The sequence below is a fragment of the Pseudomonas sp. GW821-FHT07F05 genome, from assembly GCF_059418765.1.
The window spans coordinates 112,053-137,950 of sequence record NZ_JBWKQL010000013.1; the positions used below are offsets into that span (position 1 = coordinate 112,053).

Genomic DNA, 25,898 nt, shown 5'->3' on the forward strand with positions numbered 1-25,898 from the left:
TGGGACCGGCTTTAGCCGGGAAGAGGCCCGCACCAGCACCCTCAATTTTGTGGTGTGACGGCTGAAGCATTCCCGGCTAAAGCCGGTCCTACACGGGTTCAAAAACGGTTGTGTGTATCATTCGATCCAGTGATACACCGGCGTGTCGCCCTGGCTTTCCACTTTCACGTTGGCGCTGTGGCGCATCCGCACCATCAGGCGTTTGCCCGCAGCGGTGCTACCCGACAAACCTTCCAGCTGACCGAGTAGATCCGGCCCGGTCAGATGGCCCGCTTTGCGCAACAGCTCTTGAGCGATATCCCAGACAGCATCGTTGCGACTGGCCGCAGGCTTGACGGACGTATCAACCGGCGCCGACGTTGCCTGCACCTGCGCGCCTGGCTGAATGCCCAGCCGTGCCCAGTCGGCGTCGTCCATTTCCACAGTCAGATCCACCGGCAGATCGCCGACGGTTCCACGGATTCGCAGCATGGGGTGTGTCCTCTGATAGGGCGGACCGGCATGGTCCCACAGGAATTGTCGACCTGCACGTGATCCCTGAAAGCTCACCCTCCCACAAGGCTGATTGAAAAAGTTAAGAAACAGCGCAACGCATTGTTATAAGATCACATAACAAATTTCAGACTCACCCCCGGAGCTTCCCCATGCGTCGTTTGCTACTCGCCCTGCCCTTCGCCTTGCTGCCCCTCGCTGCTGCTCAAGCGGCTGATGAACATGACCACGATCATGAGCACGGCAGTCTCGGCGCGCATGTGCACGGTGTCGCGCGGCTGGACATGGCGCTGGACGGTCGCACCCTGGAACTGGAACTCGACACGCCGGCGATGAACATCGTCGGCTTCGAGCACCCGGCAACCACGGACGCAGACAAGATGACGCTTGCTCTGGCCAAGGAAACCCTGCTCAAACCCCACGCCCTGTTCAGTCTCCCGGAAGCAGCCGGATGCACCGCGACCAAACAGCGGGTGGAAAGCACGCTGTTCGGCGACAAGGATGACGACGATCACGACCACGCCGATGGCGACGCGGCTGAACACGAGCACAGCGAAATTCACGGCCACTATCAGTTCACCTGCAGCGCGCCGAACGTGCTCAACAAGCTCGATCTGACCCAGCTGTTCAAAAGCTTCCCGGCCACCCAGACCATTCAGGTGCAGCTGGTGACACCGAAACGCCAGATGGGCGCTGAAGTGCGTCCGAGCAATCCGGTGGTCAAGTTTTAACCAACGCCACTCCATCAGCGACCGGGCTTCCCGGTCGATCACTTTTCAAACGCACGTGTGGCCATGACTCAAGCGCTCATTGAATTGTCCGAACTCGGCTTCAGCTGGCCGGGGCATCCGCAGCTGCTGGACATTCCGGCGTTTCGCCTCGATGCCGGCGAAACCCTGTTTCTCAAAGGCCCCAGCGGCAGTGGCAAAACCACGCTGCTCGGTCTGCTGGGCGGTGTGCAGCGCCCCAGCCGCGGCAGCGTTCGCCTGCTCGGCCAAGAACTGACACAGCTCTCGGCCGGCGCCCGGGACAGGTTTCGTGTCGACCACACCGGCTACATCTTTCAGCAATTCAATTTGCTGCCGTTTTTGTCGGTGCGCGAGAACGTCGAGCTGCCCTGCCGCTTTTCCAAACTGCGCACGCAGCGGGCGACCCAACGCCACGGCAGCGTCGACATAGCGGCCGAAACCCTGCTCGCTCACTTGGGTTTGAAAGACCCCGAAATGCTCAGCCGCCGCGCCGATTCGCTGTCCATCGGTCAGCAGCAACGGGTTGCTGCCGCTCGCGCCCTGATCGGCCAGCCGGAGCTGGTGATCGCTGACGAACCCACCTCGGCGCTGGATGCCGACGCCCGGGAAGCGTTCATTCAGTTGCTGTTCGCCGAATGCCGCGAGGCCGGCGCCAGCCTCTTATTCGTCAGCCACGATCAAAGCCTGGCGCCGCTGTTCGATCGCAACCTGTCGCTGGCCGAACTCAATCGCACCGCCGTCGCCGCAGAGGTTTGAGATGTATCTTCTTCGTCTGGCGCTGGCCAGCCTCGCCAACCGCCGCTTCACTGCCTTCCTCACCGCGTTCGCCATCGCCCTCTCCGTCTGCCTGCTGCTGGCGGTCGAACGGGTGCGCACCGAAGCACGCGCCAGTTTTGCCAGCACCATCAGCGGCACGGACCTGATCGTCGGCGCGCGCTCGGGGTCGGTCAACCTGCTGCTGTACTCGGTGTTCCGCATCGGCAACGCCACCAACAACATTCGCTGGGACAGTTTCGAGCACTTCGCCAACAGCACGCAGGTGAAGTGGGCAATTCCGATTTCCCTCGGCGACAGCCATCGCGGCTATCGCGTGATGGGCACCAACGAATCGTATTTCGAGCATTACCAGTACGGCCGTCAGCAGCACCTGGAGCTGGCCGACGGCCGGCCGTTCGCCACCGACCCGTTCGAGGTGGTGCTCGGCGCGGAAGTGGCGGACGCGCTGCATTACAAGCTCGGCGACAAACTGGTGCTGGCCCACGGCGTCGCGACGGTGAGTCTGGTCAAGCATGACGACAAGCCGTTCACCGTCGTCGGCATTCTCAAACGCACCGGCACGCCGGTGGACCGCACGCTCCACACTAGCCTCGGCGGCATGGAAGCGATTCACATCGACTGGCACAACGGCGTGCCCGCCCAAGGCGCCGGGCGTATAAGTGCCGACCAGGCCCGCAACATGGACCTCACGCCCACTGCCATCACTGCATTCATGCTCGGGCTGAACAGCAAGATCGCCACCTTCGCTGTGCAGCGCGACATCAACGAGTTCCGGGGCGAGCCGATGCTGGCGATTCTGCCGGGGGTGGCGTTGCAGGAGCTGTGGAGCCTGATGGGCACGGCTGAAAAAGCGCTGTTCGTGATTTCGCTGTTTGTGGTGCTGACCGGGCTGATCGGCATGCTGACGGCGATTCTCACCAGCCTCAACGAGCGGCGTCGGGAGATGGCGATTCTGCGCTCGGTGGGCGCACGCCCTTGGCACATCGCCAGTCTGCTGGTGCTGGAAGCGTTTGCCCTAGCGCTGGGAGGATCGGTTTGCGGACTGGCGCTGCTTTACATCGGCATTGCCTCCGCGCAGGGTTACGTGCAGGCCAATTACGGTTTGTACCTGCCGCTGTCCCTGCCCAGCACATACGAGTGGACGCTGCTGGCAGGCATTCTCGGCGCTGCCGTGTTGATGGGCACTGTGCCCGCGTGGCGTGCCTATCGCCAGTCGTTGGCAGACGGGTTGTCGATTCGTTTATGAGGTCGTTGTGATGCGAATGGGTTGGCTGCTGTGGTTGATGATCGTCGCAACGCCGTTGTGGGCCCAGGACCTGCGCGTGCTGACGTGGCAGGAAATGATCCCGCCCGACGCGCCACCGGTGAAGCTGATCACCGCGCCGATCCATAACCTGTCGAGCATGGCAGACACCCTGTCCGTCGAGTCCGCGCCGGCCGCCCATCAACTGGCGCCCCATGCGCCGGTGGTCAAGTCGCTGGACGGCGAGCGAGTGCGTCTGCCGGGTTACATCGTGCCGCTGGAAGTCAGCGAGGAAGGCCGGGTGACGGAGTTTCTGTTGGTCCCGTATTTCGGCGCCTGCATTCATGTGCCTCCACCGCCTCCGAATCAGATCGTCCACGTGACCAGCGAACTGGGCGTCAAGGTGGACGAGCTGTACCAGCCCTACTGGATCGAAGGCCCGATGCAGGTCAAATCTTCGACCACCGAACTGGCCGACGCGGGTTACCAGATGGAAGCGGACAAGATTCTGGTGTACGAAATGCCAGATGAGCAGTGAGGGTCGTTAGCAGGCACACCCTAATTGCACTTTCATTGAGCCAGGTCAAAAACCGCGAGCTAGACGCTTCGTAACATACGGCATCTCTTTTTATGCCCTTACGGAGCCCCCATGCACAAGTCCCTGCTCAGCGTGCCCCTGCTCGCGCTTGCACTCGGTGTCCCTCTCGCCGCTCACGCCCACCAGGCCGGTGACTTCATCATTCGCGCCGGTGCTGCCACGACGGCGCCCAACGAAGAAAGCGGAAACCTGAAGCTGGACGGCACCAAAGTCCCGGGTACCAAAGCGACGCTGGACAGCGACACCCAACTGGGGCTGGCGTTCGCCTACATGCTCACCGATCACGTGGGCCTTGAGTTGCTGGCGGCAACGCCCTTCCAGCACACTGTCGCGGTTAAAGGCCTGGGCCCGGGTCTGGATGGCAAGCTGGCGGACGTGAAACAGCTGCCGCCTACCCTGTCGCTGCAGTACTACCCGATGGACGCGACGTCGAAGTTCCAGCCCTATGCTGGTGTCGGCGTGAACTACACCTGGTTCTACGACGAAAACCTGAGCAGCGAACGCAAAGGCCAGGGCATGAACAACCTTCACATCAAGAATTCGTGGGGCTGGGCCGGTCAGATCGGCGCGGACTACATGCTGACGGACAAGATCATGCTCAACGCCGCCGTCTGGTACGTGGACATCGACACCCAAGCCACGCTGGACGGTCCGTCGGCGCTGGGCGTCGGCCGGACCAAAGTGAACGTGGACGTCGATCCGTGGGTGTACATGGTCGGGGTGGGTTACAAGTTCTAAGCGCTTGAAGTTCGAAGCGCTTGCGCCCGACCCAGCAGGCACAAAAAAGGCACCTCCTCGGTGCCTTTTTGCTGCGCGGGTTTCAGCGCCCCAGCAGCCGCGCCAGCCCGACTTTCAGCGGCGTCGGCTCGGGCACCTTAAAGCGCTCAAGCAGACGCTGATTGCTGGCACGTGAATGCTTGATGTCACCCGAGCGTGCGGGCAAGTAGCTCACCGGCGGCAGATCTCCCACCACCTCGGCAAGGGCGCTCAGCAGCTCATTCAACGAAGTCGTCGCGTTCAGCCCGACATTGACTGCGCCCTCTGCCACCGTCGGCATCTCGATGCCCTGCACCACGAGGTCCACCAGGTCCTCGACGTAGAAGAAGTCCCGGGTCTGCTCGCCGTCGCCGAACACCGCAATCGGCAGACCGTTTACCGCCCGCTCTGCGAAAATGCTGATCACGCCGGAGTACGGCGAAGAAGGGTCCTGACGCGGGCCGAAGATGTTGAAGAAGCGGAAAATCACGGGCTCGAAACCGTGCTGGCGACGATAGAAATCGAAGTAGTGCTCACCGGCCAGTTTGTCCGACGCGTAGGGGGTCAGCGGCGCTTTCGGCGTATCTTCGGTGATGGCCTCGCCTTCACCGTTGTTGCCGTAAACCGCAGCGCTGGAAGCAAACACCACGCGTTTGATACCGGCCTCGCGCATCGCTTCACAGACATTTAGCGTGCCGATGAAATTGCTCTGGTGCGTCTTCACCGGATCATCCACCGAGGCCTGCACCGACGCGACGGCAGCCAGGTGCGCCACGGCCTGACAACCCACCGCCACCCGGGCCACCAGCGCGGCATCGGCGACATCACCTTCGATCAACTCGACACGGGGATTGTCCAGCGGCAGGTTGCTGCGTTTGCCGGTGGAAAGATCGTCAAGGATGCGTACGGCGTAGCCCTTGGCGAGCAGCGCGTCGGTCAGGTGCGAACCGATGAAACCGGCGCCGCCGGTGATGAGGACAGGAGCATCAGACATGGCGGTAGTAGCGGTCCAGTAGGTTGGGCAAACCAGCACGCCAGGCGCGTGGCTTGATACCGAAAGTGTGGAGAATTTTCTTGCAGGCGAGCACGGCGTTCTGCGGCTCTTCGCTGGCGTCCGGACGTGCAGCGTGGGCCTGGGCGGTCGGCGTTTCGATTGCCAGCGGACGCAGCAGACGGGCTTCGGTCAACACGGCCTGACCGAACGCCAGTGGCGTGGTCGCTTCGTGCCCGGCGTAGTGGTAAGTGCCCCACAGCGGCGCGGCGCAATCGAGCTGTTTGAGCACCGAAATGATGACCCTCGCGGCGTCATCGACCGGGGTCGGATTGCCACGACGGTCGTCCGCCAGCAGCAATTCACCGGGGGATTCGGCGCGGCTGAGAAAGCGCCCGAGCACGCCTTCGGCGCTGTCGTCGAGCAGCCAGCCGAACCGAAGCAGCACATGTTGCGGGCAGGTGGCGCGCACGCTTTGCTCGATGCGCCACAAGGCCTGGCCACGGGAACCCAGCGGCACGGGCTCGTCTTTTTCGCTGTAAGCCGTCGCCCGCGAACCGTCGAACACGCGGTAGCTGGAGGGTTGGACGAGGACGATATTGTGGTGCTGGCACAGTTCAGCGAGACGCTCGACGGAGCGTTCCTGATTATCCAGCCTGTCAGCGCTCACCCGCTCCGCCTGAAACCAGTCGAAGTAGTAAGCGAGATTGATCAAGGCATCCGGGCGGGTGTCATCGAGCAGTTGCGTCAGGCTTGCCGCGTCCCAACCGTCTTGGGGTGGACGCGGCGCGAGGAAACCAATGTTCTCCTCGGCACCTAGACGAATCAACGCCTGCCCGAGGGCATTCCCGCCGCCCAACAGCATAAGGCGCATTCGCATAGAGTCAGCAGGCTCAGTCTTCAGGTCGATTAAAAATAGGTGAAAAACGTCCGCAAACATAACACGTCATCGGGCAAGTCCCAACAACGGCGGGCATGCGCGCGTGCGGCGCCCTGAAACGCGTCTCCGATCACTCGCCCTTGTGTCTTCCCCTGAGCATCTGACCCTTGCATCTACCCGCCGGCGCCCGCATTAATTGCGCATGAACCTTCCCCAGACACCCGACCCGGTGCTCGACGCCTTTCATCCGGCGGTCAGCGCGTGGTTTCGCTCCACGTTCCCGGCCATTACTGCGGCCCAGGCCCAGGCGTGGCCGTTGATCAAGGGCCGCCAGTCCACGTTGATCGCCGCGCCCACCGGTTCCGGGAAAACCCTGACGGCGTTTCTGGCAGTCATCGATGATCTGGTGCATCAAGGGCTGGAGCACGGCGGCGAGCTGCCGAATGAGACCTTCGTGGTCTACGTCTCGCCCCTGAAAGCGCTGTCCAACGACATCCAGATCAACCTGCAGAATCCGTTGGCGGGCATCACCGATCAACTGATTCAGCAAGGCCTGCCGGGGCTGCGCATCACCACCGCCGTGCGCACTGGTGATACGCCGCAGAAAGAACGCACGGCCATGCGTAAAACCGCGCCGAATATCTTGGTCACGACGCCGGAGTCGCTGTACGTGCTGCTGGGCTCCGACTCCGGTCGGCGCATGTTGTCGAGCACGCAGACCGTCATCGTCGATGAGATTCACGCGATCGCGGCCGGCAAGCGTGGCAGCCATCTCGCCCTGACGCTGGAGCGTTTGCAGGCGCTGTGTGCAAAACCGCTGCTGCGCATCGGGCTGTCGGCGACGCAAAAGCCCATCGAGCGGGTGTCACGCTTTCTGGTCGGCAGCGATCCGATCAGTCGCCCTTGCGCCATCGTTGACATCGGCCACGCGCGTCCTCGGGATCTGGCCATCGAAGTGCCGCCGGTTGCCTTGAGCGCCGTGATGTCCAGTGACGTCTGGCAACTGGTCTATGACCGGCTCGCGGTGCTGGCGCGCGAACACCGCACCACTCTCATCTTCGTCAACACCCGGCGGCTGGCTGAGCGCATGGCGCGGCATCTGAGTGAGCGACTGGGCAAAGAGGCGGTAGCGGCCCACCACGGCAGCATGGCAAAAGAGCAACGACTCGACGCCGAGCAGCGCCTCAAGCGCGGTGACCTGCAGGTGTTGATCGCCACGGCTTCGCTGGAGCTGGGGATTGATATCGGTGACGTCGATCTGGTTTGCCAGATCAGTTCGCCCCGATCCATCGCTTCCTTCTTGCAGCGGGTCGGTCGTTCCGGGCACCACGTAGGCGGGACGCCCAAGGGACGGCTGTTTGCTGTTTCCCGGGATGATCTGATCGAGTGCGCGGCGCTGCTGGATTGCGTGCGTCGCGGCGAGCTCGACACACTGGTCATTCCCGAGGCGCCGCTGGATGTGCTGGCGCAGCAGATCATTGCCGAGGTCAGCTGTCAGGAATGGCAGGAGCAGGACCTGCTGGCGCTGTTCCGCAAGGCCTCGCCCTACGCCGAAGTCGACGAAACCCATTATCAGGCGCTGCTCAGCATGCTCGCCGAGGGTTACAGCGGGCGTCAGGGCGTGCGCGCGGCGTACCTGCATCGCGACGCGGTAACCCGCACGTTGCGTGGTCGGCGCGGCAGCAAACTCACGGCGGTCACCAGTGGCGGCACGATTCCGGACAACGCCGATTACAGCGTGGTCCTCGAACCCCAGGCGCTCAACATCGGCACCGTCAACGAAGACTTCGCCGTGGAAAGCGCGGCGGGTGACATCTTCCAGCTGGGCAACACGTCCTACCGCATTCTGCGGATCGAGTCCGGCCGCGTGCGGGTTGAGGACGCCCACGGCATGCCGCCAAACATTCCGTTCTGGATGGGCGAGGCCCCGGGGCGCAGCGATGAATTGTCTTTTGCCGTCGCACGCTTGCAGGCCGACATCGACCAGCAGCTCAGCGCCCATCCCGGCAACCTTCTGGCCTGCACGGACTGGCTGATGAAAAGCCTGGGCCTGGATCTCGCGAGCGCCGAGCAGATCATTGAATACCTCGCCCGCGCGCACTCGGCCCTGGGTGCGCTGCCGTCACAGGACACGCTGGTCATTGAGCGCTTTTTCGATCAGTCCGGCGGCACACAGCTGGTGATTCATTCCCCGTTTGGCAGCCGGGTCAATCGCGCGTGGGGCCTGGCGCTGCGCAAGCGCTTCTGCCGCACCTTCAACTTCGAGCTGCAAGCCGCCGCCAGCGAGGACGCCATCGTGCTGTCGCTGTCCACGGCGCACAGTTTTGCGCTCGATGAAGTCTGGCGTTATCTCAACTCCGCCACTGCCGAGCATTTACTGATTCAGGCAGTACTGGATGCGCCGCTGTTCGGCGTGCGCTGGCGCTGGAACGCCGGTGTCGCACTGGCCCTGCCGCGTTACACCGGCGGGCGAAAAGTGGCGCCGCAGCTGCAGCGGATCAAGAGCGATGACCTGATCGCCACGGTGTTTCCGGAGCAAATCGCCTGCCTGGAAAATCTGGTGGGCGAGCGGGAGGTGCCGGAGCATCCACTGATCGAGCAAACTCTGGACGATTGCCTGCACGAAGCCATGGACGCCGAAGGCTGGCTCAAACTGCTGCGGCGTATGGAAAACGGCGAAGTGCGTCTGGTCAGTCGCGATCTGCCCGCGCCCTCTCCGCTCGCAGCGGAAATTCTCAACGCCAAGCCGTATGCGTTTCTCGACAACGCGCCACTGGAAGAACGTCGCACCCAGGCGGTGCTGAATCGGCGCTGGAGCGATCCGGAATCCACCGACGATCTCGGCGCGCTGGATGTTGATGCGATCAAAGCGGTGGCCGATGAAGCCTGGCCGCAGCCGCAAAGCGTGGATGAGATGCACGAGGCGCTGATGACCCTGGGCTGCATCACCGGCGTTGAGGCCCGCGAGCACGGCGACTGGATGAAATGGCTGGAGAGCCTTGCCCGCTCAGGCCGGGGCACGCGCTTGCAGGTCACCCCGGAGCAGGCGCTGTGGATTCCGCTGGAGCGGCTGACCTGTTTGCAGGCGATCTATCCCGCCGCCGAAATGCACCCGCCATTGGCGGCATTGGCCGGGTTCGATGAAACGTGGAGCGAGGACGAAGCGCGCGTCGAAATCGTGCGGGCGCGGCTTGGCGGTTTCGGCCCGCTGACGGTTCCCGCCATTGCTGAGCCGTTGGCGCTGACGCACAGCGAAGTCGCACAGGCGCTGGCCCAGCTGGAGAGCGAAGGTTATGTGCTGGGCGGCCAGTTCAACCCTGACGCGAGTGAGGAGCAATGGTGCGAGCGGCATCTGCTGTCGCGTATCCACCGGTATACGGTCAAACGCCTGCGCCGGGAAATCGAGCCGGTGTCGCTGCAGGACTTCACCCGCTTTCTGTTCGATTGGCAGCATCTGTCCGCCACGACCCAGAGTCAGGGCAAAGCCGCGCTGCCGGAAGTCGTCGCGCAACTGGAGGGTTTTTCGTCAGCCGCAGGCGCGTGGGACAGTGATCTGCTTCCGGCGCGCTTGAAAGACTATTCATCGATCTGGCTGGATGACCTGTGTCGGTCCGGCAAAGTGGTGTGGATGCGTCTGACCAGCCGCAACAAGGTCGGCAGCGCTGCGTTGCGCAGTACGCCGATTGTGCTGCTGCCGCGACCGCAGGTTCGCCTGTGGACCGGGCTGACCGAACAGCCGGCGCCGACCGAATTATCCCTGCGCGCGCAGAAGGTTCATGAAGTGTTGTCGAGCCAGGGCGCGATGTTTTTCGATGAGCTGACCTCCGAAGCTCACTTGCTGCGGGCTGAACTGGAAACGGCGCTGCAGGAATTGGTTGGCGCCGGGCTGGTCAATGCCGACAGCTTCGCCGGGCTGCGCGCGCTGATCACGCCGGCAAGCAAACGCGCCAGCCACACCAGTCGACGTAACCGCGGCGCGTTCATTGGCGGCATGGACGATGCCGGGCGCTGGGCGTTGTTGCGTCGCGCGCCGGCGAAGGAAGAAGGCGCGTCGCAAAGGATCGACAGCGACACGCTGGAGCATGTCGCCATGACCTTGCTGCGTCGATACGGCGTGGTGTTCTGGCGCCTGCTGGAGCGCGAGGCGGACTGGCTGCCGACGTGGCGCGAGTTGCTGCGCACGTTCCATCGGCTTGAAGCTCGCGGAGAGATTCGCGGCGGGCGCTTCGTTGCCGGCCTGGCCGGTGAGCAATTCGCGCTGCCCGAAGCCATCCCGTTGTTGCGCGAAGTCCGCAACCGCCCGCTGGACGGCAGCTTGATTGCCGTCAGCGGGGTCGACCCGCTCAACCTCGCCGGGACGCTGCTGCCCGGCGCGAAAGTCCCGGCGATTGTCGGCAACAAGCTGGTTTACCGCGACGGCATTCCCATCGCCGCCATCATCGCCGGCAAGCCCCAGTACTGGGGCGAGGTGGATGAGGCGCTGATGTTGCAGGTGCGTGACCGGCTGTTCCGGTAGATCTCAAGCCGGGCTTTCGGACCCGTCCTTGTTCACCACCGATGTCTTGCCGGGCAGCGCTTGTTGCTCAGCGCCCTCTTCCCCCTCCGGTGCCTGACGATTGTGCGGGCTCATCACCAGTTGTGGATAAGTTTGCGCGAATCGCACCTCAGCCGACTTATCCACAAGACGCTTGAGCCGGTCGTTGAATGCACGGCTCACCGCGTACTGCCCACCCGAAGAGGTGCGGAACTGCGCCGTGATGACAATGCCGTTCATGTCCATGCGGTCCAGCCCGAACACCTCCAGCGGCCCCTGCAGTTTGCTCGCCAGCAGCAAATCGTCGCTGATCGACTGGCCCGCTTCACGAATCAGCGAGGTCGCCGCGTCAACGTCCGTGTCGTAAGTGAACTGGAACGAGAAGAACGCATAAGCGAACTGCCGGGACTGGTTGGTGACGGCCTTGATCTGTCCGAACGGCACCGAATGCACGAAGCCCTTGCCGTCGCGCAGACGCAGGGTGCGGATGGTCAGGCTCTCGACTGTGCCGGCGTGGCCCGAATCCAGCACCACCCAGTCGCCGATGGAGATGGTGTCCTCGATGATGATGAACAGCCCGGTAATGACGTCCTGCACCAACTGCTGCGAACCGAAACCGATCGCCAGCCCGACAACCCCGGCACCGGCCAGCAGTGGCGCGACGTTGATGCCCAGGTTCGCCATTGTCGTGATGGTGCAGATCACCACCAGGATGATCTTCATCGCGTTGCGCAGCAGCGGCAGGATGGTCTTCACCCGTGTGCTCGGCTGACGCGCGGAACGTCCATTGGCCGGAGGCTTCAGGGCTTCCTGAATGGCCGTGTCCATTACCACCCACAGCAGCCAGGTCACCAGCAGAATCAAACCGATGCTGCTCAGCGAATCGCTGATCACCTTGCCCAGCGCATTGCGTTGGGCGAATTCAAACAGCGAGAAACCCCAGATCCGGCCCAGCAACTCGATGAAGCCAATCGCCAGCGCAATACGCATGACTGCGTGCAACAGGCTCAGCAAACGCTCCTTGTAAACACTGTCGGTCCGCGCCTCGGTGGGCTTGAACACGTGCTGGAACAAGGTGCTGAGAAACACCGCGCCGATCAACAGGACCGTCGTCAGCAACGCGCAACGCAAGGCTTCCTGGCTGCCTTCGCCGGCGCCGATCAGATTCACCGCCGAGACCAGAATCATCAGCAGGATCGGCAAGTGCCACAGGCTGGAGAAAATCTTCAGCGTCTGTTGCACCGCGGGCCGCGCCAGCCGGGCGCCGAGGGAACGGTTGCGGATCAGATGCGCGATCGGCCGACGCATGCGGATGACGACCATGCCAAACATGACCGACGCCATCAGCCCGGTAAACGCGGCGATGCTGGTGGTCACGTTACCGCCGAACAGCCGGGCAATCTGCGGACTGGTCAGCGCGTCGCTCAACGCCGCGAGAAAGCCGATGATGAACAACGGGTGCGGCGCGTAGTGACGAATGATGCGCACCGCCGGCCGTTTGTGGCCCGAATTGAACAGCACGATCAGCGACAACAGCACGGATGTGGAGAAAATCCCGCTGCTGGTCGAGTACGCCAGACACAGCGCCAGCGCGCGCCCCACCGACGTCGGCATGAAGTGACTGACGTAGAGCGTCAGCGGCAGGCAGATCAGCGCCGGCACCATGTAAGGCAACACATAGCCCAGCACACCGACCACGCGATCGCGGCGAATCAGGAACCGATGCCGTGATAACCGATTGACCAGAAACGCGCCGATTCGGTTGAGCAGCAGGAACGCGCCCGCCCACACCAGGGACAGCATCACGAAATCGCCGGCAATCCGCCACGCTGAGCGCGACTGCGGCTTGTTGACCAGCGCGTCGATCTCGTCAGCGGCTCGGTCGGCGCGCAGGCGCCAGGAGTCGAGCAAGTGGCCATCCACATCGAGCTTGTCTTGAACGCTGTCGATGCTGGAACTGATGGCGCCGAGCAATCCGCCTTTGACCAGAATCTCCGCTTTGGCAGGATCCTCTGGCGCCGGGTCGGCAGGTGCGGCAGCGGCAGCGGGAGCAGTGGCAGCGGCGGGGGCGTCGGCGGCTTGAACATTGACGCTGAAAACGCTTAACAGCAAGCACAGCAACAGAAAGGGTTTGAAATTCGGCAAAACGCGAGTCACTCCTTCGGTCAGGGAACCGTGGAAAAATCGGCCCTCTGGAACTGATCGAATTTCATCCAGCAAGTTCGTTTCCAAGGCGCAATCATCATGTTGGCCGTTGACGGTCCGCCCGCCAGCAAATGTAACGAACCTTTACCGAGCCGCTTCGTCGTAGCCTTAACGAGGGCGACTGTCTCCAGTGCGCCCGCTCCGCCGAGGATCAACTCCATGTCGCTCATCCATCCCAAAGCTCATTTCCGTCCCTACACGTCCGCCGCCGGCGGTTGGGGCTCGGCAAAGTCGGTGATGGAGATCCTCTGGCGCGAGCAGGCGCCGATTCGAGCGGGGCTGCCGCTGATCAAGCAAAACAAACCGGGCGGATTCGCCTGCGTCAGCTGCGCGTGGGCCAAGCCCGGCAAACCCCACAGCCTGGAGTTCTGCGAAAACGGCGCGAAGGCCACGGCCTGGGAACTGACGTCGCGCAAGACCGACCCGGCCTTTTTCGCCCGTCACACGCTCACCGAACTGCGCCAGTGGCCCGATTACGACCTGGAGCAACAGGGCCGCCTCACGCACCCCATGCGGTACAACGCTGCGACCGATCGCTACCAGGAAACCACGTGGGAGGAAGCCTACCGTGACATCGGCGCGCAGCTGAAAAGCATGACGCCCGACAGCGTGGTTTTTTATGCATCGGGCCGGGCCTCGCTGGAAACATCGTTCATGTACCAGCTCATCGCCCGCGCCTACGGCAACAACAATCTGCCCGACAGCTCGAACATGTGCCACGAGAGCACCTCGGTCGGCTTGCAGGAAAGTATTGGGGTACCTGTAGGAACGGTGACGCTGGATGACTTCGAGCACACTGACTGCATCCTGTTTTTCGGCCAGAACGTCGGCAGCAACAGCCCGCGGATGCTGCATCAACTGCGTGAAGCGCGGCAGCGTGACGTGCCGATCATCACGTTCAACCCGATCCGCGAGCGCGGCCTCGAGCGCTTCGTCAATCCGCAGTCCCCGGTGGAAATGCTCGGGCCGAAGTCGACGGTCATCAGCACCCAATACCATCAGTTGGCGATCGGTGGCGACACGGCGGTTGTGCTAGGCATCGCCAAGTCGCTGTTTGAGATGGACGAGGCGGCGCTGGCAAAGGGTCAGCCCGGGATCATCGATCAGGCGTTTATCGCCCAGCACACTGAAGGGTTCGCCGAGTTCTGCAACTGCGTGCTCGAAACACCGTGGGAAACCATCGAGCGTCAGGCAGGACTCAGCCGTAGCGCGCTGGAGGCAGTGGCGACGGTGTACGCCAGACACGAGCGCGTGATGCTGGTGTACGGCATGGGCATCACCCAACACCGGCGCGGGGTGACCAACGTGCAAATGTTGGTGAATTTGCTCCTGCTGCGCGGCAACATCGGCAAGCGCGGCGCCGGGATTTGCCCGGTGCGCGGTCACTCCAATGTGCAGGGGCAGCGCACGGTTGGCATTACCGAAGACCCGAAAAAAATTCCTGTGGATAAGATTGAGGCGCTGTATGGCTTCTCGGTCCCGCCGAAAAAAGGCTTGAACACCGTTGAGACCTGCGAAGGACTGCTGGACGGGAGCGTGCGCGGATTCATCGGGCTCGGCGGGAATTTTCTGCGGGCGATCCCGGACACGTCCCGCATGGAGCCGGCCTGGAACACGTTGGACCTGAACGTCCAGATCGCGACCAAGCTGAACCGCACACATCTGGTTCCGGGGAAAAACGCGTGGATCCTGCCCTGCCTCGGGCGCATCGAAAAGGATGTGCAAAATGGCGTCGAGCAGGTCTATACCACTGAAGACAGTACGGGCTGCGTGCGGGCCTGGCAGGGTAATAGCCAACCGGCCAGCGCCCATCTCCGCGCCGAAATCGCCATCCTCGCGGGCATCGCCGAGGCAACGTTACCTGGGACCACTCAAATCGACTGGGACGCCTGGCGCCGCGATTACGCGCTGATTCGTCAGGGCATCGCTCAGGTCTACCCCGAGATTTTCCACGACATGGAAACCCGCATGTGGGAAACCGGCGGTTTTCATCGCCCCATTGCCGCAGCGAAGCGTGAATGGAAAACCGAGAGCGGTCGCGCAATGTTCATTACGCCCGAGCTGCTTGAAGAAGACGATGACGTGTACCCGAACCATACTCGCCGCGACGTGCTGCAACTGATGACGCTGCGCAGCAACGACCAGTTCAACACCACGATCTACGGCTACGAAGATCGCTTCCGTGGCGTCAGCGGCACCCGCGCGGTCATCTTCATGAACCGTAACGATGTCCTGCGAATGGGCTTCAAACCGGGAGACTGGGTCAACGTCACCACCGCCATCGAGCCGCAGGTCACGCGTTCGGTAGGGCCTCTGCAGATCATCGCTTACGACATCCCCGAAAACTGCTGCGCAGCGTACTACCCCGAGTGCAACCCACTCGTTCCGTTGTGGCACCACGCTAAACGCAGCAAGGTGCCTGCGGCCAAATCCGTCCCCGTTACGCTGGCCAAGGCCTCACCCAGCACCGAGGATTTGAAACGTGCGCTGCCGGAGTCCGATCAGGTGCGTTGAGCCTGTTTTTGAATGAGTGGCTTGACGCAGGAGAACGTACGTTCTACCTTCTGCGTCATGAATACATCAACAAACCCCACCCGCGAGAAAATCCTCGCGACTGCCGAGCAACTCATTTATCAGAACGGCATCCAGGCCACCGGCATGGACCTTCTGGTGAAGACGTCGGGCGTCGCGAGGAAAAGCATCTATCGCTATTTCGCCACCAAAGACGATGTGGCCGCCGCTGCACTCAACGCCCGCGACGTGCGCTGGATGGACTGGTTTCGGACTGAGTCCGACAAGGCCGACACCCCTGAAGCGCGCATTCTGAATATGTTTGACGTGCTCAAAGGCTGGTTCGAGTCCGAAGGCTTTCGCGGCTGCGCGTTCATCAACACGGCAGGTGAAGTGGGCGACCCGCAAGACCCCATCCGTCTGATCGCCAAACTGCACAAACAGAAGCTGCTTGATTACACGCTGGAGCTCTGCGAGCAGATTGGGATTGCCGATCCGCAAGCCTTGGCCAAGCAGTTACTCATCCTCATGGAAGGCGCGATCACCGTCGCCCGCGTCATGGGTGACTACAGCGCTGCAGAAAGCGCCAAGGCGGTTGCGCAGTTGCTGCTTGAGCAGCGCCTGCGCTCCAGTTCCTAGCCTCAAACGTCCCACCCACCGCCGAATCATCACTGCCTGGAGGTCCACCATGTCGTCCAATGCCCAAACTCGCCCGCCACTTCCCCCATTCACCCGCGAATCCGCCATCGAGAAGGTTCGCCTGGCTGAGGATGGCTGGAACAGCCGGGACGCTGAAAAGGTTTCGCTGGCCTACACACTCGACACCAAATGGCGCAACCGCGCCGATTTCGCCGAGAACCGTGAAGAGGCGAAACATTTCCTGATACGCAAGTGGAACAAGGAGCTCGACTATCGCCTGATCAAAGAACTCTGGGCGTTCACCGATAACCGCATCGCGGTGCGTTACGCGTACGAATGGCACGACGACTCAGGCAATTGGTTCCGCTCGTACGGCAACGAGAATTGGGAATTCAATGAAGACGGCTTGATGGCGCGGCGTTTCGCCTGCATCAATGACATGCCGATCAAAGAAGCGGATCGCAAGTTTCACTGGCCGCTGGGCCGGCGTCCTGATGATCATCCCGGGTTGTCGGATCTGGGTTTGTAATCCTCGAACGCGACCCAAAACAAAGCCCCCGACAGCTGAGCTGTGCGGGGGCTTTTGTTTGCAGCGTTATTGCGTTTGGGTAACGCGCTGCTTAGAACGGGATGTCGTCATCGAAGCTGTCGAAATCCGGTGCCGGCTGCGGCGCTTGTTGCGGCGCGGGACGCGACTCGCGCTGTGGCTGAGGAGCGGACTGCTGCGGGCGGGCCTGCTGTTGCGGACGCGGCGCGGAGTTCTGGGAGTTCTGATAACCGCCACCGCCTTGGCCCTGAGGAGCGCCGTCGCCCTGAGGACGGCCACCGAGCAACTGCATGGTGCCTTGCATGTCGACGACGATTTCAGTCGTGTAACGCTTGATGCCGTCTTTTTCCCACTCGCGAGTCTGCAACTTGCCTTCGATATAGACCTGCGAACCCTTGCGCAGGTACTCGCCGGCGATTTCGGCGACCTTGCCGAACATCGATACGCGGTGCCATTCGGTCTTCTCGACCTTCTGACCGGTTTGCTTGTCGGTCCACTGTTCGCTTGTCGCCAGACTCAGGTTGGTCACGGCATTACCATTAGGCATGTAGCGGACTTCGGGATCCTGGCCGCATGTGCCGACCAATATGACTTTGTTTACCCCACGGGCCATAACGTTCTCCTAGGCTTCACACGTTTCCGACGCTGGATTGACCACTTCGTCGAAAGACGCCCGATCCAACAGTTCTTTGTCAAATTTGATATAGATGGCAGCCTCGTCGGCCACCACTACTGCATCTGTTACTCCACGTACGGCCAACACGCGATCGGCAAGGCCTGTGTCGCGTTGAGCCTCGGGCGACAACGGCAAGCGAAGGCTGGTTACGTAGGGAGGTTCGCGCATGGTAACAGCAAACGCCAGCCAGAGGGCGGCCAGCCCGGCGCCTCCCAGGAACACCACATCCAGTCCGCCGTGCTGGAAAAGCCACCCACCGAGGATGCCCCCCGCTGCCGAACCCAGGAACTGACTGGTGGAATAAATCCCCATCGCCGTGCCCTTCCCGCCCGCCGGAGACACTTTGCTGATCAGCGACGGCAGCGACGCTTCGAGCAAATTGAATGCGGTGAAAAAGACCACGGTACCGATGACCAGTGCTCGCAGCGTGTCGCCGAACTCCCAGAAGAATAGCTCAGTGAGCATCAGCACCAGTACGGCGCCGAGTAACACGCGCTTCATCTGACGCTTCTTTTCGCCGTAGATGATGAAAGGGATCATTGCGAAGAACGAAATCAGCAGTGCGGTCAGATACACCCACCAGTGCTGCTCTTTGGGCAGGCCGGCTTTCTCGACGAGCGCCAGCGGCAATGCCACGAAACTGGACATCAGCATGGCGTGCAACGCGAAGATACCCAAGTCCAGACGCAACAGGTCAGGATGACGAAGCGTCGCGCCCAATGCCTGTCGCGCCAGACCGGACTCCCGGTGCTGCAGGGTTACCGTGGACTTGGGCACGACGAAGGCGACGATTGCCACGCCCACCAGCGCCATCGCGCCGGTCGCCAGAAACAGGCCGGACAATCCGAACGCACTGGTGAGAATGGGGCCGACCACCATCGCAACGGCGAAGGACACACCAATGGTCATGCCGATCATCGCCATGGCTTTGGTGCGATGCTGCTCGCGGGTCAGATCCGACAGCAACGCCATGACCGCAGCGGAGATAGCGCCCGCGCCTTGCAGAACTCGACCGGCGATCACGCCCCAGATCGAGGTCGACTGAGCGGCCAGCACGCTGCCGAGCGCAAACACGATCAGTCCTAGATAAATGACGGGACGACGGCCGATGCGATCAGAAATAATGCCAAACGGAATCTGCAGCACCGCTTGTGTCAGGCCGTAAGCGCCGATCGCCAGACCGATGAGTGCCGGGCTGGCGCCCGCAAGGTCCATCCCGTAAGTGGCGAGGACGGGCAGCACCATGAACATGCCAAGCATACGGAAGGCGAACACCAGCGCCAGACCGCCCGCGGCGCGGGTTTCGCTGCCGCTCATGCGCTCGCTGTGAGAATCGTGCATGAAGGAACCTCGTATGAACCGGCGGCGATTCTACCAGTCCCATCGTTTAGAGCACATACGACGGTTTGCCGCGCATCGCAGGAATTTTCTTTTTTCCGAGTGAGGCCGCGCGATCCTCAACAGTGTGTATCCATCCAGTATTTCCCCGTATACTTCCACGTTTTACACGCCCGCCGTGCGAGGCCAGCTTTGGACAAGATCTTGATTCGTGGGGCTCGAACCCACAACCTGAAGAACATCGACCTGACCCTTCCACGCGACAAGCTGATCGTCATCACCGGATTGTCCGGCTCAGGAAAATCGTCCCTGGCGTTCGATACGCTCTACGCCGAGGGCCAGCGCCGCTACGTCGAGTCGCTGTCCGCCTACGCGCGTCAGTTCCTGTCGATGATGGAGAAGCCGGACGTCGACACGATCGAAGGCCTGTCGCCGGCCATTTCCATCGAGCAGAAGTCCACGTCCCACAACCCGCGCTCGACCGTGGGCACCATCACCGAGATCTACGACTACCTGCGTCTGCTGTATGCGCGCGTGGGACAGCCGCGTTGCCCGGATCACGACATTCCTCTGGAGGCGCAAACCGTCAGCCAGATGGTCGACCTGGTCCTGGCCCAGCCGGAAGGCGCCAAACTGATGCTGCTTGCCCCCGTGGTACGGGAGCGCAAAGGCGAGCATTTGGCCGTCTTCGAAGAGCTTCGCGCTCAGGGTTTCGTCCGGGCTCGGGTGAACGGTCGGCTGTGCGAGCTGGACGAACTTCCCAAGCTCGATAAACAGAAGAAGCACTCGATCGATGTCGTCGTTGACCGCTTCAAGGTGCGTTCGGACTTGCAACAGCGCTTGGCTGAGTCCTTCGAGACCGCGCTGAAGCTGGCTGACGGCATCGCGCTGGTTGCGCCGATGGACGACGAGCCCGGCGAAGAGATCATTTTCTCCGCGCGATTCGCTTGCCCGATCTGTGGCCATGCGATCAGCGAGCTTGAGCCAAAGCTGTTCTCGTTCAACAACCCCGCCGGCGCATGCCCAACCTGCGACGGGCTGGGCGTGAAGCAATTCTTCGACACCAAACGTCTAGTCAATGGCGAACTTACCCTCGCAGAAGGCGCGATTCGTGGCTGGGACCGGCGAAACGTCTATTACTTCCAGATGCTCGGCTCGTTGGCGAAGCATTACGGCTTCAGCCTGGAGGTGCCGTTCAAGGAACTGCCGGCCGATTTGCAGAAGGTCCTGCTGGGCGGCAGCGGTAAGGACAGCGTTGACTTCCGTTACCTGAACGACCGCGGCGACATCGTCAAACGTGCGCACCCGTTCGAAGGCATTGTCCCGAATCTTGAGCGCCGGTACCGGGAAACCGAATCGACAACGGTTCGCGAGGAGCTGGCGAAGTTTCTCAGTACCCAACCCTGCCCCGAATGTCGTGGCACGCGGTTGCGCCGAGAGGCCCGTCATGTGTGGGTTGGCGAGAAGACACTTCCCGCCGTCACCAACATGCCGATTGGCGACGCAACCAATTATTTTGGTGAGCTGAAGCTCACGGGGCGACGCGGCGAAATCGCTGACAAAATTCTCAAGGAAATTCGCGAGCGTCTGCAGTTCCTCGTCAACGTCGGGCTCGACTATCTGACACTGGACCGCAGCGCCGATACGCTCTCCGGCGGTGAGGCGCAGCGGATTCGTCTGGCTAGCCAGATCGGTGCAGGCCTGGTCGGCGTGATGTACATCCTCGATGAGCCTTCAATCGGCTTGCACCAGCGCGATAACGATCGGCTGCTGGACACGTTGCGGCACCTGCGAGACATCGGCAACACGGTGATTGTGGTGGAGCACGACGAGGACGCCATCCGACTGGCCGACTACGTGGTCGACATCGGGCCGGGCGCAGGCGTGCATGGCGGCAAGATTGTCGCGGAGGGCACACCACAGGAGGTGATGGACCATCCGGACTCGCTGACCGGTAAATACCTCTCGGGCCGGGTGAAGATCGCCGTCCCTGCCAAGCGGACGCCTCGCAATAAAAAGCTCTCGCTCAAACTCAAAGGCGCGCGTGGCAATAACCTGCGCAACGTCGATCTGGAAATTCCAATTGGCTTGCTGACCTGCGTGACCGGTGTATCGGGATCGGGCAAATCTACGCTGATCAACAACACGCTGTTCCCTCTCAGCGCTACTGCGCTCAATGGCGCAACGACGCTTGAGGCATCGGCACACGACAGCATCGACGGCCTGCAGCACCTGGATAAAGTCGTCGATATCGACCAGAGCCCAATCGGGCGTACCCCACGGTCAAATCCTGCGACCTATACCGGGCTGTTCACGCCAATCCGTGAGCTATTCGCCGGCGTGCCCGAGTCAAGGTCTCGTGGCTACGGCCCTGGCCGATTCTCTTTCAACGTCAAGGGTGGTCGCTGCGAAGCGTGCCAGGGCGACGGCTTGATCAAGGTTGAGATGCATTTTCTGCCTGACATCTACGTTCCTTGCGATGTGTGCAAGAGCAAGCGATACAACCGTGAGACGCTCGAGGTTAAGTACAAAGGCAAAAACGTCCACGAGGTCCTGGAAATGACGATCGAGGAAGCGCGGACATTCTTCGACGCCGTGCCTGCCCTTGCCCGGAAGCTGCAGACGCTGATGGATGTGGGGCTGTCCTATATCAAACTTGGCCAGTCAGCGACCACGCTTTCTGGTGGTGAAGCGCAGCGGGTGAAGCTGTCGCGCGAGCTGTCCAAGCGTGACACCGGCAAGACCCTGTACATCCTCGACGAGCCCACCACCGGCCTGCACTTCGCGGATATTCAGCAATTGCTGGATGTATTGCATCGACTTCGCGACCACGGCAACACGGTCGTTGTGATCGAGCACAACCTGGATGTGATCAAGACCGCCGACTGGCTGGTCGACCTGGGCCCTGAAGGGGGTTCGAAAGGCGGGCAGATCATCGCGACCGGTACGCCAGAGCAGGTGGCGGACATGAAACAGTCCTACACCGGCCACTATCTGAAGCCGCTTCTGGAGCGCGATCGCGCCTGATTGCATCGGCTTAACAAAAAGCCCTTGTCGCAATATGCGGCAAGGGCTTTTTTTGTAGTGGCGGTCTGAGCAATCAGAACTGCGACTGAAGATAGTTTTCGAGGCCGATGGACTTGATCAGGCCTAATTGCTTCTCAAGCCAATAGGTATGGTCTTCTTCGGTGTCGGCGAGCTGAATGCGGAGGATGTCGCGGCTGACGTAGTCTCTGTGCTGCTCACAGAGCGCAATACCTTTGCACAGTGCGGCTCGCACCTTGTATTCCAGGCGAAGATCGCTGGCGAGCATCTCCGGTACCGTAGTGCCCACATCCAGATCGTCAGGACGCATACGCGGAGTGCCTTCGAGCATCAGAATCCGGCGCATCAACGCATCTGCGTGTTGAGCCTCTTCTTCCATCTCGTGATTGATACGTTCGTACAGCTTGCTGAAACCCCAATCTTCGTACATCCGCGAGTGAACGAAATACTGGTCGCGCGCAGCCAGTTCGCCAGTCAACAGCGTGTTGAGGTAATCAATTACATCCGGGTGGCCTTGCATCGCCGTCCATCTCCACGTGAAAGGCGTTAGTTTGAACCAACAAGACTGGTTGGTCACCCTACGGCATAGCAAATAAACATAGAAATCCGGCGAAATTCGGACATTTGGTACCGAAAAGACGGGTAAATGAGGAGGGTTCCGTTTATCACTTAGAATCACCCCGAATTACGCTGAGTCTAGCGCTCCGGGAGGCTTTGGTGCGGACAACAAAAAACCGGGCACTAGGCCCGGTTCTTTGTATTGACTGATGTCTTATTCAGCGGCTTCTACAGAGCCACCGACAGGACGATCAACCAGTTCGACGTACGCCATAGGCGCATTGTCGCCAGCGCGGAAGCCGCACTTGAGGATGCGCAGGTAGCCACCCTCACGAGTTGCATAACGCTTGCCCAGATCGTTAAACAGTTTGCCGACCATTTCTTTCGAACGGGTACGGTCAAATGCCAGACGACGGTTAGCAACGCTGTCAATCTTGGCCAAGGTGATCAGCGGCTCAGCAACGCGACGCAGTTCTTTGGCTTTCGGCAGGGTAGTTTTGATCAGCTCGTGCTCGAACAGCGACACCGCCATGTTTTGGAACATGGCCTTACGGTGAGAGCTGGTACGGCTCAGGTGACGTCCACTTTTACGATGACGCATGGTTCATTCCTTACCAAACAGTACGTTCGGTGATTACGACGATCAGGCAGTCGCCTTGTCGTCCTTCTTAAGACTTGCAGGCGGCCAGTTGTCGAGGCGCATGCCGAGGGAGAGACCACGAGAAGCCAGAACGTCCTTGATCTCGGTCAAGGATTTCTTGCCCAGGTTCGGAGTCTTCAACAGTTCTACTTCGGTGCGCTGAATCAGGTCGCCGATGTAGTAAATGTTCTCCGCCTTAAGGCAGTTGGCCGAACGTACGGTCAGTTCCAAATCGTCAACCGGACGAAGCAGGATCGGATCGATCTCGTCTTCCTGTTCGACTACAACGGGTTCGCTGTCACCTTTGAGGTCGACGAACGCAGCCAACTGCTGTTGCAGAATGGTTGCTGCACGACGGATAGCCTCTTCAGGATCCAGAGTACCGTTGGTTTCCAGATCGATAACCAGCTTGTCCAGGTTGGTACGTTGCTCGACACGGGCGTTTTCCACCACGTATGCAATGCGACGAACCGGGCTGAACGAAGAGTCGAGCTGCAAGCGACCAATGCTGCGGCTTTCGTCTTCATCGCTCTGACGCGAGTCTGCTGGTTCATAACCGCGACCACGAGCTACAACGAGCTTCATGTTCAGGGCGCCGTTAGACGCCAGGTTAGCGATTACGTGATCGGGGTTAACGATCTCGACATCATGATCCAGCTGAATATCGGCAGCGGTAACCACCCCCGAACCCTTCTTCGACAAGGTCAGCGTAACTTCGTCTCGACCGTGCAGCTTGATAGCCAGACCTTTCAGGTTCAACAGGATTTCAATGACATCTTCCTGTACACCTTCGATTGCGCTGTACTCATGGAGTACACCATCAATCTCGGCCTCGACTACTGCACAGCCGGGCATGGAGGACAACAGGATGCGGCGCAGCGCGTTGCCCAGGGTATGGCCGAAACCACGCTCGAGAGGCTCGAGAGTGATTTTGGCGCGGGTCGGACTGACAACCTGCACATCAATGTGGCGGGGTGTCAGGAACTCATTTACCGAAATCTGCATGGATGCACCTATTTTCTAGCCCTTACTTGGAGTAGAGCTCGACAATCAGGCTTTCGTTGATGTCGGCGGACAGATCACTGCGAGCTGGGACGCTTTTGAAGACGCCAGACTTTTTCTCAGTGTCTACTTCTACCCATTCTACGCGGCCACGTTGGGCACACAGATCGAGAGCCTGGACAATACGCAGCTGGTTCTTCGCTTTTTCGCGAATTGCCACTACGTCACCAGCACGGACCTGGTAGGACGGAACGTTAACGGTTTTGCCGTTTACGCTGACCGACTTGTGCGATACCAGCTGACGCGATTCGGCACGAGTCGAACCAAAGCCCATGCGGTATACAACGTTATCCAGACGGCATTCGAGCAGTTGCAGCAGGTTCTCACCAGTTGCGCCTTTCTTGCCGGCAGCTTCTTTGTAGTAACCGCTGAACTGACGCTCGAGAACGCCATAAATACGACGGACTTTCTGCTTTTCACGCAGTTGGGTGCCGTAGTCGGACTGGCGACCGCGGCGTTGGCCGTGGATACCAGGTGCTGCTTCGATGTTGCACTTCGATTCGATCGCGCGCACGCCGCTCTTCAGAAAGAGATCGGTGCCTTCGCGACGAGCGAGTTTGCATTTTGGACCAATGTAACGAGCCATTCTTTACAATCTCCTGGATTACACGCGGCGCTTCTTCGGCGGACGGCACCCGTTGTGCGGGATTGGCGTCACGTCGGTGATGCTGGCGATCTTGTAGCCGCAGCCGTTCAAAGCACGGACAGCAGATTCACGACCTGGACCTGGACCTTTGACGTTGACGTCGAGGTTTTTCAGGCCGTATTCCAGCGCAGCTTGACCAGCACGTTCAGCAGCTACTTGAGCAGCAAACGGCGTGGACTTGCGAGAACCGCGGAAACCCGAACCACCGGAGGTTGCCCAGGACAGAGCGTTACCTTGACGGTCGGTGATGGTCACGATTGTGTTGTTAAAAGATGCATGGATGTGGGCGATGCCATCAACCACTGTCTTTTTAACTTTTTTACGAGGACGAGCAGCAGGTTTTGCCATGATTTAATTCCTGTCGATTCGCTGGGGCGATTACTTGCGGATCGGCTTACGCGGACCTTTACGGGTACGCGCGTTAGTCTTGGTACGCTGACCGCGTACTGGAAGACCACGACGATGACGCAGACCGCGATAGCAACCGAGGTCCATCAAGCGCTTGATTTTCATGTTGATTTCGCGACGCAGATCACCTTCAGTGGTGAACTTCGCGACTTCGCCACGCAGCTGTTCAATCTGCTCGTCGCTCAGATCTTTGATCTTTACCGCCGGGTTAACCCCGGTAGTAGCACAGATTTTGTGTGCAGTTGTGCGACCAACACCATAGATGTAGGTCAGCGAGATAACAGTATGCTTGTTATCTGGAATGTTAACGCCTGCAATACGGGCCATTCAGTGGGACTCCAATTGACAGCTACCTACGCCCCGGAAGCCAAGAAATAGGGCGCGAGATAATATCGCTGTAATAACAAATAATCAACCCAGCAGCGCACTAGCTGCTGGGCTTTTAGCACAGATCACATTTAGCCTTGGCGCTGCTTGTGACGTGGTTCCGCGCTGCAAATTACTCGAACAACACCTTCGCGGCGAATAATCTTGCAGTTGCGGCACAGCTTTTTCACCGATGCACGAACTTTCATCACCAACTCCTCGAACCTTATGGGTGCT

At 60.6% G+C, this 25,898-nt stretch carries 24 protein-coding genes; 10 read left to right on the plus strand and 14 right to left on the minus strand.

The features are described from left to right. Nucleotides 1-117 precede the first annotated feature (117 nt). The gene (locus tag AC07RO_RS22365) at nt 118-471 is read right to left on the minus strand and encodes a hypothetical protein (protein WP_346627621.1); all 354 of its coding nucleotides are present in this window, start codon (nt 469-471) and stop codon (nt 118-120) included. A gap of 173 nt (nt 472-644) precedes the next feature. Between AC07RO_RS22365 and AC07RO_RS22370 the strand changes: the two genes are divergently transcribed. The 5 genes from AC07RO_RS22370 to AC07RO_RS22390 all read left to right on the plus strand — a co-directional run bounded on the left by AC07RO_RS22370 (nt 645) and on the right by AC07RO_RS22390 (nt 4,597). Further along, nucleotides 645-1,223: a DUF2796 domain-containing protein gene (locus AC07RO_RS22370; protein WP_122536840.1), complete on the plus strand. Its 579-nt coding sequence runs from the start codon at nt 645-647 to the stop codon at nt 1,221-1,223. A 63-nt stretch (nt 1,224-1,286) separates the two neighbouring features. Further along, on the plus strand, nt 1,287-1,997 hold the full coding sequence (locus tag AC07RO_RS22375; protein ID WP_495087113.1) for an ABC transporter ATP-binding protein: 711 nt from the start codon (nt 1,287-1,289) through the stop codon (nt 1,995-1,997). A 1-nt stretch (nt 1,998) separates the two neighbouring features. Beyond that, the gene (locus AC07RO_RS22380; protein ID WP_495087114.1) at nt 1,999-3,264 is read left to right on the plus strand and encodes an ABC transporter permease; all 1,266 of its coding nucleotides are present in this window, start codon (nt 1,999-2,001) and stop codon (nt 3,262-3,264) included. A gap of 10 nt (nt 3,265-3,274) precedes the next feature. Further along, entirely contained in the window at nt 3,275-3,799 is a 525-nt protein-coding gene (locus tag AC07RO_RS22385; RefSeq protein WP_192173810.1) for a DUF3299 domain-containing protein, read from the plus strand. Between the two features lie 111 nt (nt 3,800-3,910). Further along, on the plus strand, nt 3,911-4,597 hold the full coding sequence (locus tag AC07RO_RS22390) for an OmpW/AlkL family protein (protein ID WP_282370151.1): 687 nt from the start codon (nt 3,911-3,913) through the stop codon (nt 4,595-4,597). A gap of 82 nt (nt 4,598-4,679) precedes the next feature. On the opposite strand, the gene AC07RO_RS22395 is transcribed toward AC07RO_RS22390, so the two are convergent. Then, entirely contained in the window at nt 4,680-5,609 is a 930-nt protein-coding gene (locus tag AC07RO_RS22395) for an NAD-dependent epimerase/dehydratase family protein (RefSeq protein WP_495087115.1), read from the minus strand. Then, nucleotides 5,602-6,486, minus strand: coding sequence for a sugar nucleotide-binding protein (locus tag AC07RO_RS22400; RefSeq protein ID WP_122536834.1), 885 nt, complete (start codon nt 6,484-6,486; stop codon nt 5,602-5,604). The genes AC07RO_RS22395 and AC07RO_RS22400 overlap by 8 nt, the downstream gene beginning before the upstream one ends. Before the next feature lie 202 nt (nt 6,487-6,688). Here AC07RO_RS22400 and AC07RO_RS22405 point away from each other — a divergent pair, with 202 nt between their 5' ends. Beyond that, the gene (locus tag AC07RO_RS22405) at nt 6,689-11,002 is read left to right on the plus strand and encodes a DEAD/DEAH box helicase (RefSeq protein ID WP_495087116.1); all 4,314 of its coding nucleotides are present in this window, start codon (nt 6,689-6,691) and stop codon (nt 11,000-11,002) included. A gap of 3 nt (nt 11,003-11,005) precedes the next feature. On the opposite strand, the gene AC07RO_RS22410 is transcribed toward AC07RO_RS22405, so the two are convergent. Both AC07RO_RS22410 and AC07RO_RS22415 read right to left on the minus strand, forming a co-directional pair. Then, nucleotides 11,006-13,165, minus strand: a complete 2,160-nt coding sequence (locus tag AC07RO_RS22410; protein ID WP_495087117.1) for a mechanosensitive ion channel family protein — start codon at nt 13,163-13,165, stop codon at nt 11,006-11,008. Between the two features lie 20 nt (nt 13,166-13,185). Beyond that, nucleotides 13,186-13,386, minus strand: coding sequence for a hypothetical protein (locus tag AC07RO_RS22415; protein WP_495087118.1), 201 nt, complete (start codon nt 13,384-13,386; stop codon nt 13,186-13,188). On the opposite strand from AC07RO_RS22415, the gene AC07RO_RS22420 reads away from it, so the two are divergent. From AC07RO_RS22420 to AC07RO_RS22430, 3 genes are read left to right on the plus strand one after another with little or no spacing between them, the layout of a single operon-like run. Further along, nucleotides 13,385-15,739, plus strand: coding sequence for an FdhF/YdeP family oxidoreductase (locus tag AC07RO_RS22420; protein WP_495087119.1), 2,355 nt, complete (start codon nt 13,385-13,387; stop codon nt 15,737-15,739). The two genes, AC07RO_RS22415 and AC07RO_RS22420, sit on opposite strands and share 2 nt — an antisense overlap. A 57-nt stretch (nt 15,740-15,796) precedes the next feature. Next, nucleotides 15,797-16,375: a TetR/AcrR family transcriptional regulator gene (locus tag AC07RO_RS22425; protein WP_495087120.1), complete on the plus strand. Its 579-nt coding sequence runs from the start codon at nt 15,797-15,799 to the stop codon at nt 16,373-16,375. A 49-nt stretch (nt 16,376-16,424) separates the two neighbouring features. Then, a complete protein-coding gene (locus AC07RO_RS22430; protein WP_346627612.1) occupies nt 16,425-16,904 on the plus strand; it encodes a nuclear transport factor 2 family protein in 480 nt (159 codons plus the stop codon). A gap of 91 nt (nt 16,905-16,995) precedes the next feature. On the opposite strand, the gene AC07RO_RS22435 is transcribed toward AC07RO_RS22430, so the two are convergent. Continuing rightward, nucleotides 16,996-17,535 carry a single-stranded DNA-binding protein gene (locus tag AC07RO_RS22435; RefSeq protein WP_037017756.1) on the minus strand — a complete coding sequence of 180 codons (540 nt, stop codon included), beginning with the start codon at nt 17,533-17,535 and terminating at the stop codon, nt 16,996-16,998. A 9-nt stretch (nt 17,536-17,544) separates the two neighbouring features. Further along, a complete protein-coding gene (locus tag AC07RO_RS22440) occupies nt 17,545-18,939 on the minus strand; it encodes an MFS transporter (RefSeq protein ID WP_495087121.1) in 1,395 nt (464 codons plus the stop codon). 189 nt (nt 18,940-19,128) lie between these two features. Between AC07RO_RS22440 and uvrA the strand changes: the two genes are divergently transcribed. Further along, nucleotides 19,129-21,963 (plus strand): excinuclease ABC subunit UvrA, encoded by a 2,835-nt coding sequence (gene uvrA, locus AC07RO_RS22445; RefSeq protein ID WP_192174977.1) that lies wholly within the window; start codon nt 19,129-19,131, stop codon nt 21,961-21,963. 73 nt (nt 21,964-22,036) lie between these two features. Here the strand turns inward: uvrA and bfr are convergent, their stop codons facing one another. From bfr to rpmJ, 7 genes are all read right to left on the minus strand, one after another. Beyond that, nucleotides 22,037-22,501, minus strand: a complete 465-nt coding sequence (gene bfr / locus AC07RO_RS22450) for a bacterioferritin (RefSeq protein ID WP_122623962.1) — start codon at nt 22,499-22,501, stop codon at nt 22,037-22,039. A gap of 252 nt (nt 22,502-22,753) precedes the next feature. After that, nucleotides 22,754-23,140: a 50S ribosomal protein L17 gene (rplQ, locus tag AC07RO_RS22455; protein ID WP_074891753.1), complete on the minus strand. Its 387-nt coding sequence runs from the start codon at nt 23,138-23,140 to the stop codon at nt 22,754-22,756. Between the two features lie 42 nt (nt 23,141-23,182). After that, entirely contained in the window at nt 23,183-24,184 is a 1,002-nt protein-coding gene (locus tag AC07RO_RS22460) for a DNA-directed RNA polymerase subunit alpha (RefSeq protein WP_007970428.1), read from the minus strand. A gap of 22 nt (nt 24,185-24,206) precedes the next feature. Then, nucleotides 24,207-24,827, minus strand: a complete 621-nt coding sequence (gene rpsD, locus AC07RO_RS22465) for a 30S ribosomal protein S4 (RefSeq protein WP_037017742.1) — start codon at nt 24,825-24,827, stop codon at nt 24,207-24,209. Between the two features lie 18 nt (nt 24,828-24,845). Next, nucleotides 24,846-25,235, minus strand: a complete 390-nt coding sequence (gene rpsK, locus AC07RO_RS22470; RefSeq protein ID WP_002555466.1) for a 30S ribosomal protein S11 — start codon at nt 25,233-25,235, stop codon at nt 24,846-24,848. Between the two features lie 30 nt (nt 25,236-25,265). Continuing rightward, nucleotides 25,266-25,622 carry a 30S ribosomal protein S13 gene (rpsM, locus tag AC07RO_RS22475; RefSeq protein ID WP_037017739.1) on the minus strand — a complete coding sequence of 119 codons (357 nt, stop codon included), beginning with the start codon at nt 25,620-25,622 and terminating at the stop codon, nt 25,266-25,268. A gap of 131 nt (nt 25,623-25,753) precedes the next feature. After that, a complete protein-coding gene (gene rpmJ / locus AC07RO_RS22480) occupies nt 25,754-25,870 on the minus strand; it encodes a 50S ribosomal protein L36 (RefSeq protein WP_002555468.1) in 117 nt (38 codons plus the stop codon). Between the last annotated feature and the right edge of the window lie 28 nt (nt 25,871-25,898).

Excerpts from the sequence above, each read along its gene's own strand:
- AC07RO_RS22405 (WP_495087116.1), top strand. The coding sequence starts at position 6,689 with ATGAACCTTCCCCAGACACCCGACCCGGTGCTCGACGCCTTTCATCCG.
- AC07RO_RS22395 (WP_495087115.1), bottom strand. The coding sequence starts at position 5,609 with ATGTCTGATGCTCCTGTCCTCATCACCGGCGGCGCCGGTTTCATCGGT.
- AC07RO_RS22365 (WP_346627621.1), bottom strand. The coding sequence starts at position 471 with ATGCTGCGAATCCGTGGAACCGTCGGCGATCTGCCGGTGGATCTGACT.
- rpsD (WP_037017742.1), bottom strand. The coding sequence starts at position 24,827 with ATGGCTCGTTACATTGGTCCAAAATGCAAACTCGCTCGTCGCGAAGGC.
- AC07RO_RS22415 (WP_495087118.1), bottom strand. The coding sequence starts at position 13,386 with ATGGAGTTGATCCTCGGCGGAGCGGGCGCACTGGAGACAGTCGCCCTC.
- rplQ (WP_074891753.1), bottom strand. The coding sequence starts at position 23,140 with ATGCGTCATCGTAAAAGTGGACGTCACCTGAGCCGTACCAGCTCTCAC.
- AC07RO_RS22370 (WP_122536840.1), top strand. The coding sequence starts at position 645 with ATGCGTCGTTTGCTACTCGCCCTGCCCTTCGCCTTGCTGCCCCTCGCT.
- AC07RO_RS22420 (WP_495087119.1), top strand. The coding sequence starts at position 13,385 with ATGTCGCTCATCCATCCCAAAGCTCATTTCCGTCCCTACACGTCCGCC.
- AC07RO_RS22435 (WP_037017756.1), bottom strand. The coding sequence starts at position 17,535 with ATGGCCCGTGGGGTAAACAAAGTCATATTGGTCGGCACATGCGGCCAG.
- AC07RO_RS22400 (WP_122536834.1), bottom strand. The coding sequence starts at position 6,486 with ATGCGAATGCGCCTTATGCTGTTGGGCGGCGGGAATGCCCTCGGGCAG.
- AC07RO_RS22425 (WP_495087120.1), top strand. The coding sequence starts at position 15,797 with ATGAATACATCAACAAACCCCACCCGCGAGAAAATCCTCGCGACTGCC.
- rpsK (WP_002555466.1), bottom strand. The coding sequence starts at position 25,235 with ATGGCAAAACCTGCTGCTCGTCCTCGTAAAAAAGTTAAAAAGACAGTG.
- AC07RO_RS22380 (WP_495087114.1), top strand. The coding sequence starts at position 1,999 with ATGTATCTTCTTCGTCTGGCGCTGGCCAGCCTCGCCAACCGCCGCTTC.
- AC07RO_RS22430 (WP_346627612.1), top strand. The coding sequence starts at position 16,425 with ATGTCGTCCAATGCCCAAACTCGCCCGCCACTTCCCCCATTCACCCGC.
- rpmJ (WP_002555468.1), bottom strand. The coding sequence starts at position 25,870 with ATGAAAGTTCGTGCATCGGTGAAAAAGCTGTGCCGCAACTGCAAGATT.
- AC07RO_RS22375 (WP_495087113.1), top strand. The coding sequence starts at position 1,287 with ATGACTCAAGCGCTCATTGAATTGTCCGAACTCGGCTTCAGCTGGCCG.
- AC07RO_RS22460 (WP_007970428.1), bottom strand. The coding sequence starts at position 24,184 with ATGCAGATTTCGGTAAATGAGTTCCTGACACCCCGCCACATTGATGTG.
- AC07RO_RS22385 (WP_192173810.1), top strand. The coding sequence starts at position 3,275 with ATGCGAATGGGTTGGCTGCTGTGGTTGATGATCGTCGCAACGCCGTTG.
- AC07RO_RS22440 (WP_495087121.1), bottom strand. The coding sequence starts at position 18,939 with ATGCACGATTCTCACAGCGAGCGCATGAGCGGCAGCGAAACCCGCGCC.
- rpsM (WP_037017739.1), bottom strand. The coding sequence starts at position 25,622 with ATGGCCCGTATTGCAGGCGTTAACATTCCAGATAACAAGCATACTGTT.
- AC07RO_RS22390 (WP_282370151.1), top strand. The coding sequence starts at position 3,911 with ATGCACAAGTCCCTGCTCAGCGTGCCCCTGCTCGCGCTTGCACTCGGT.
- bfr (WP_122623962.1), bottom strand. The coding sequence starts at position 22,501 with ATGCAAGGCCACCCGGATGTAATTGATTACCTCAACACGCTGTTGACT.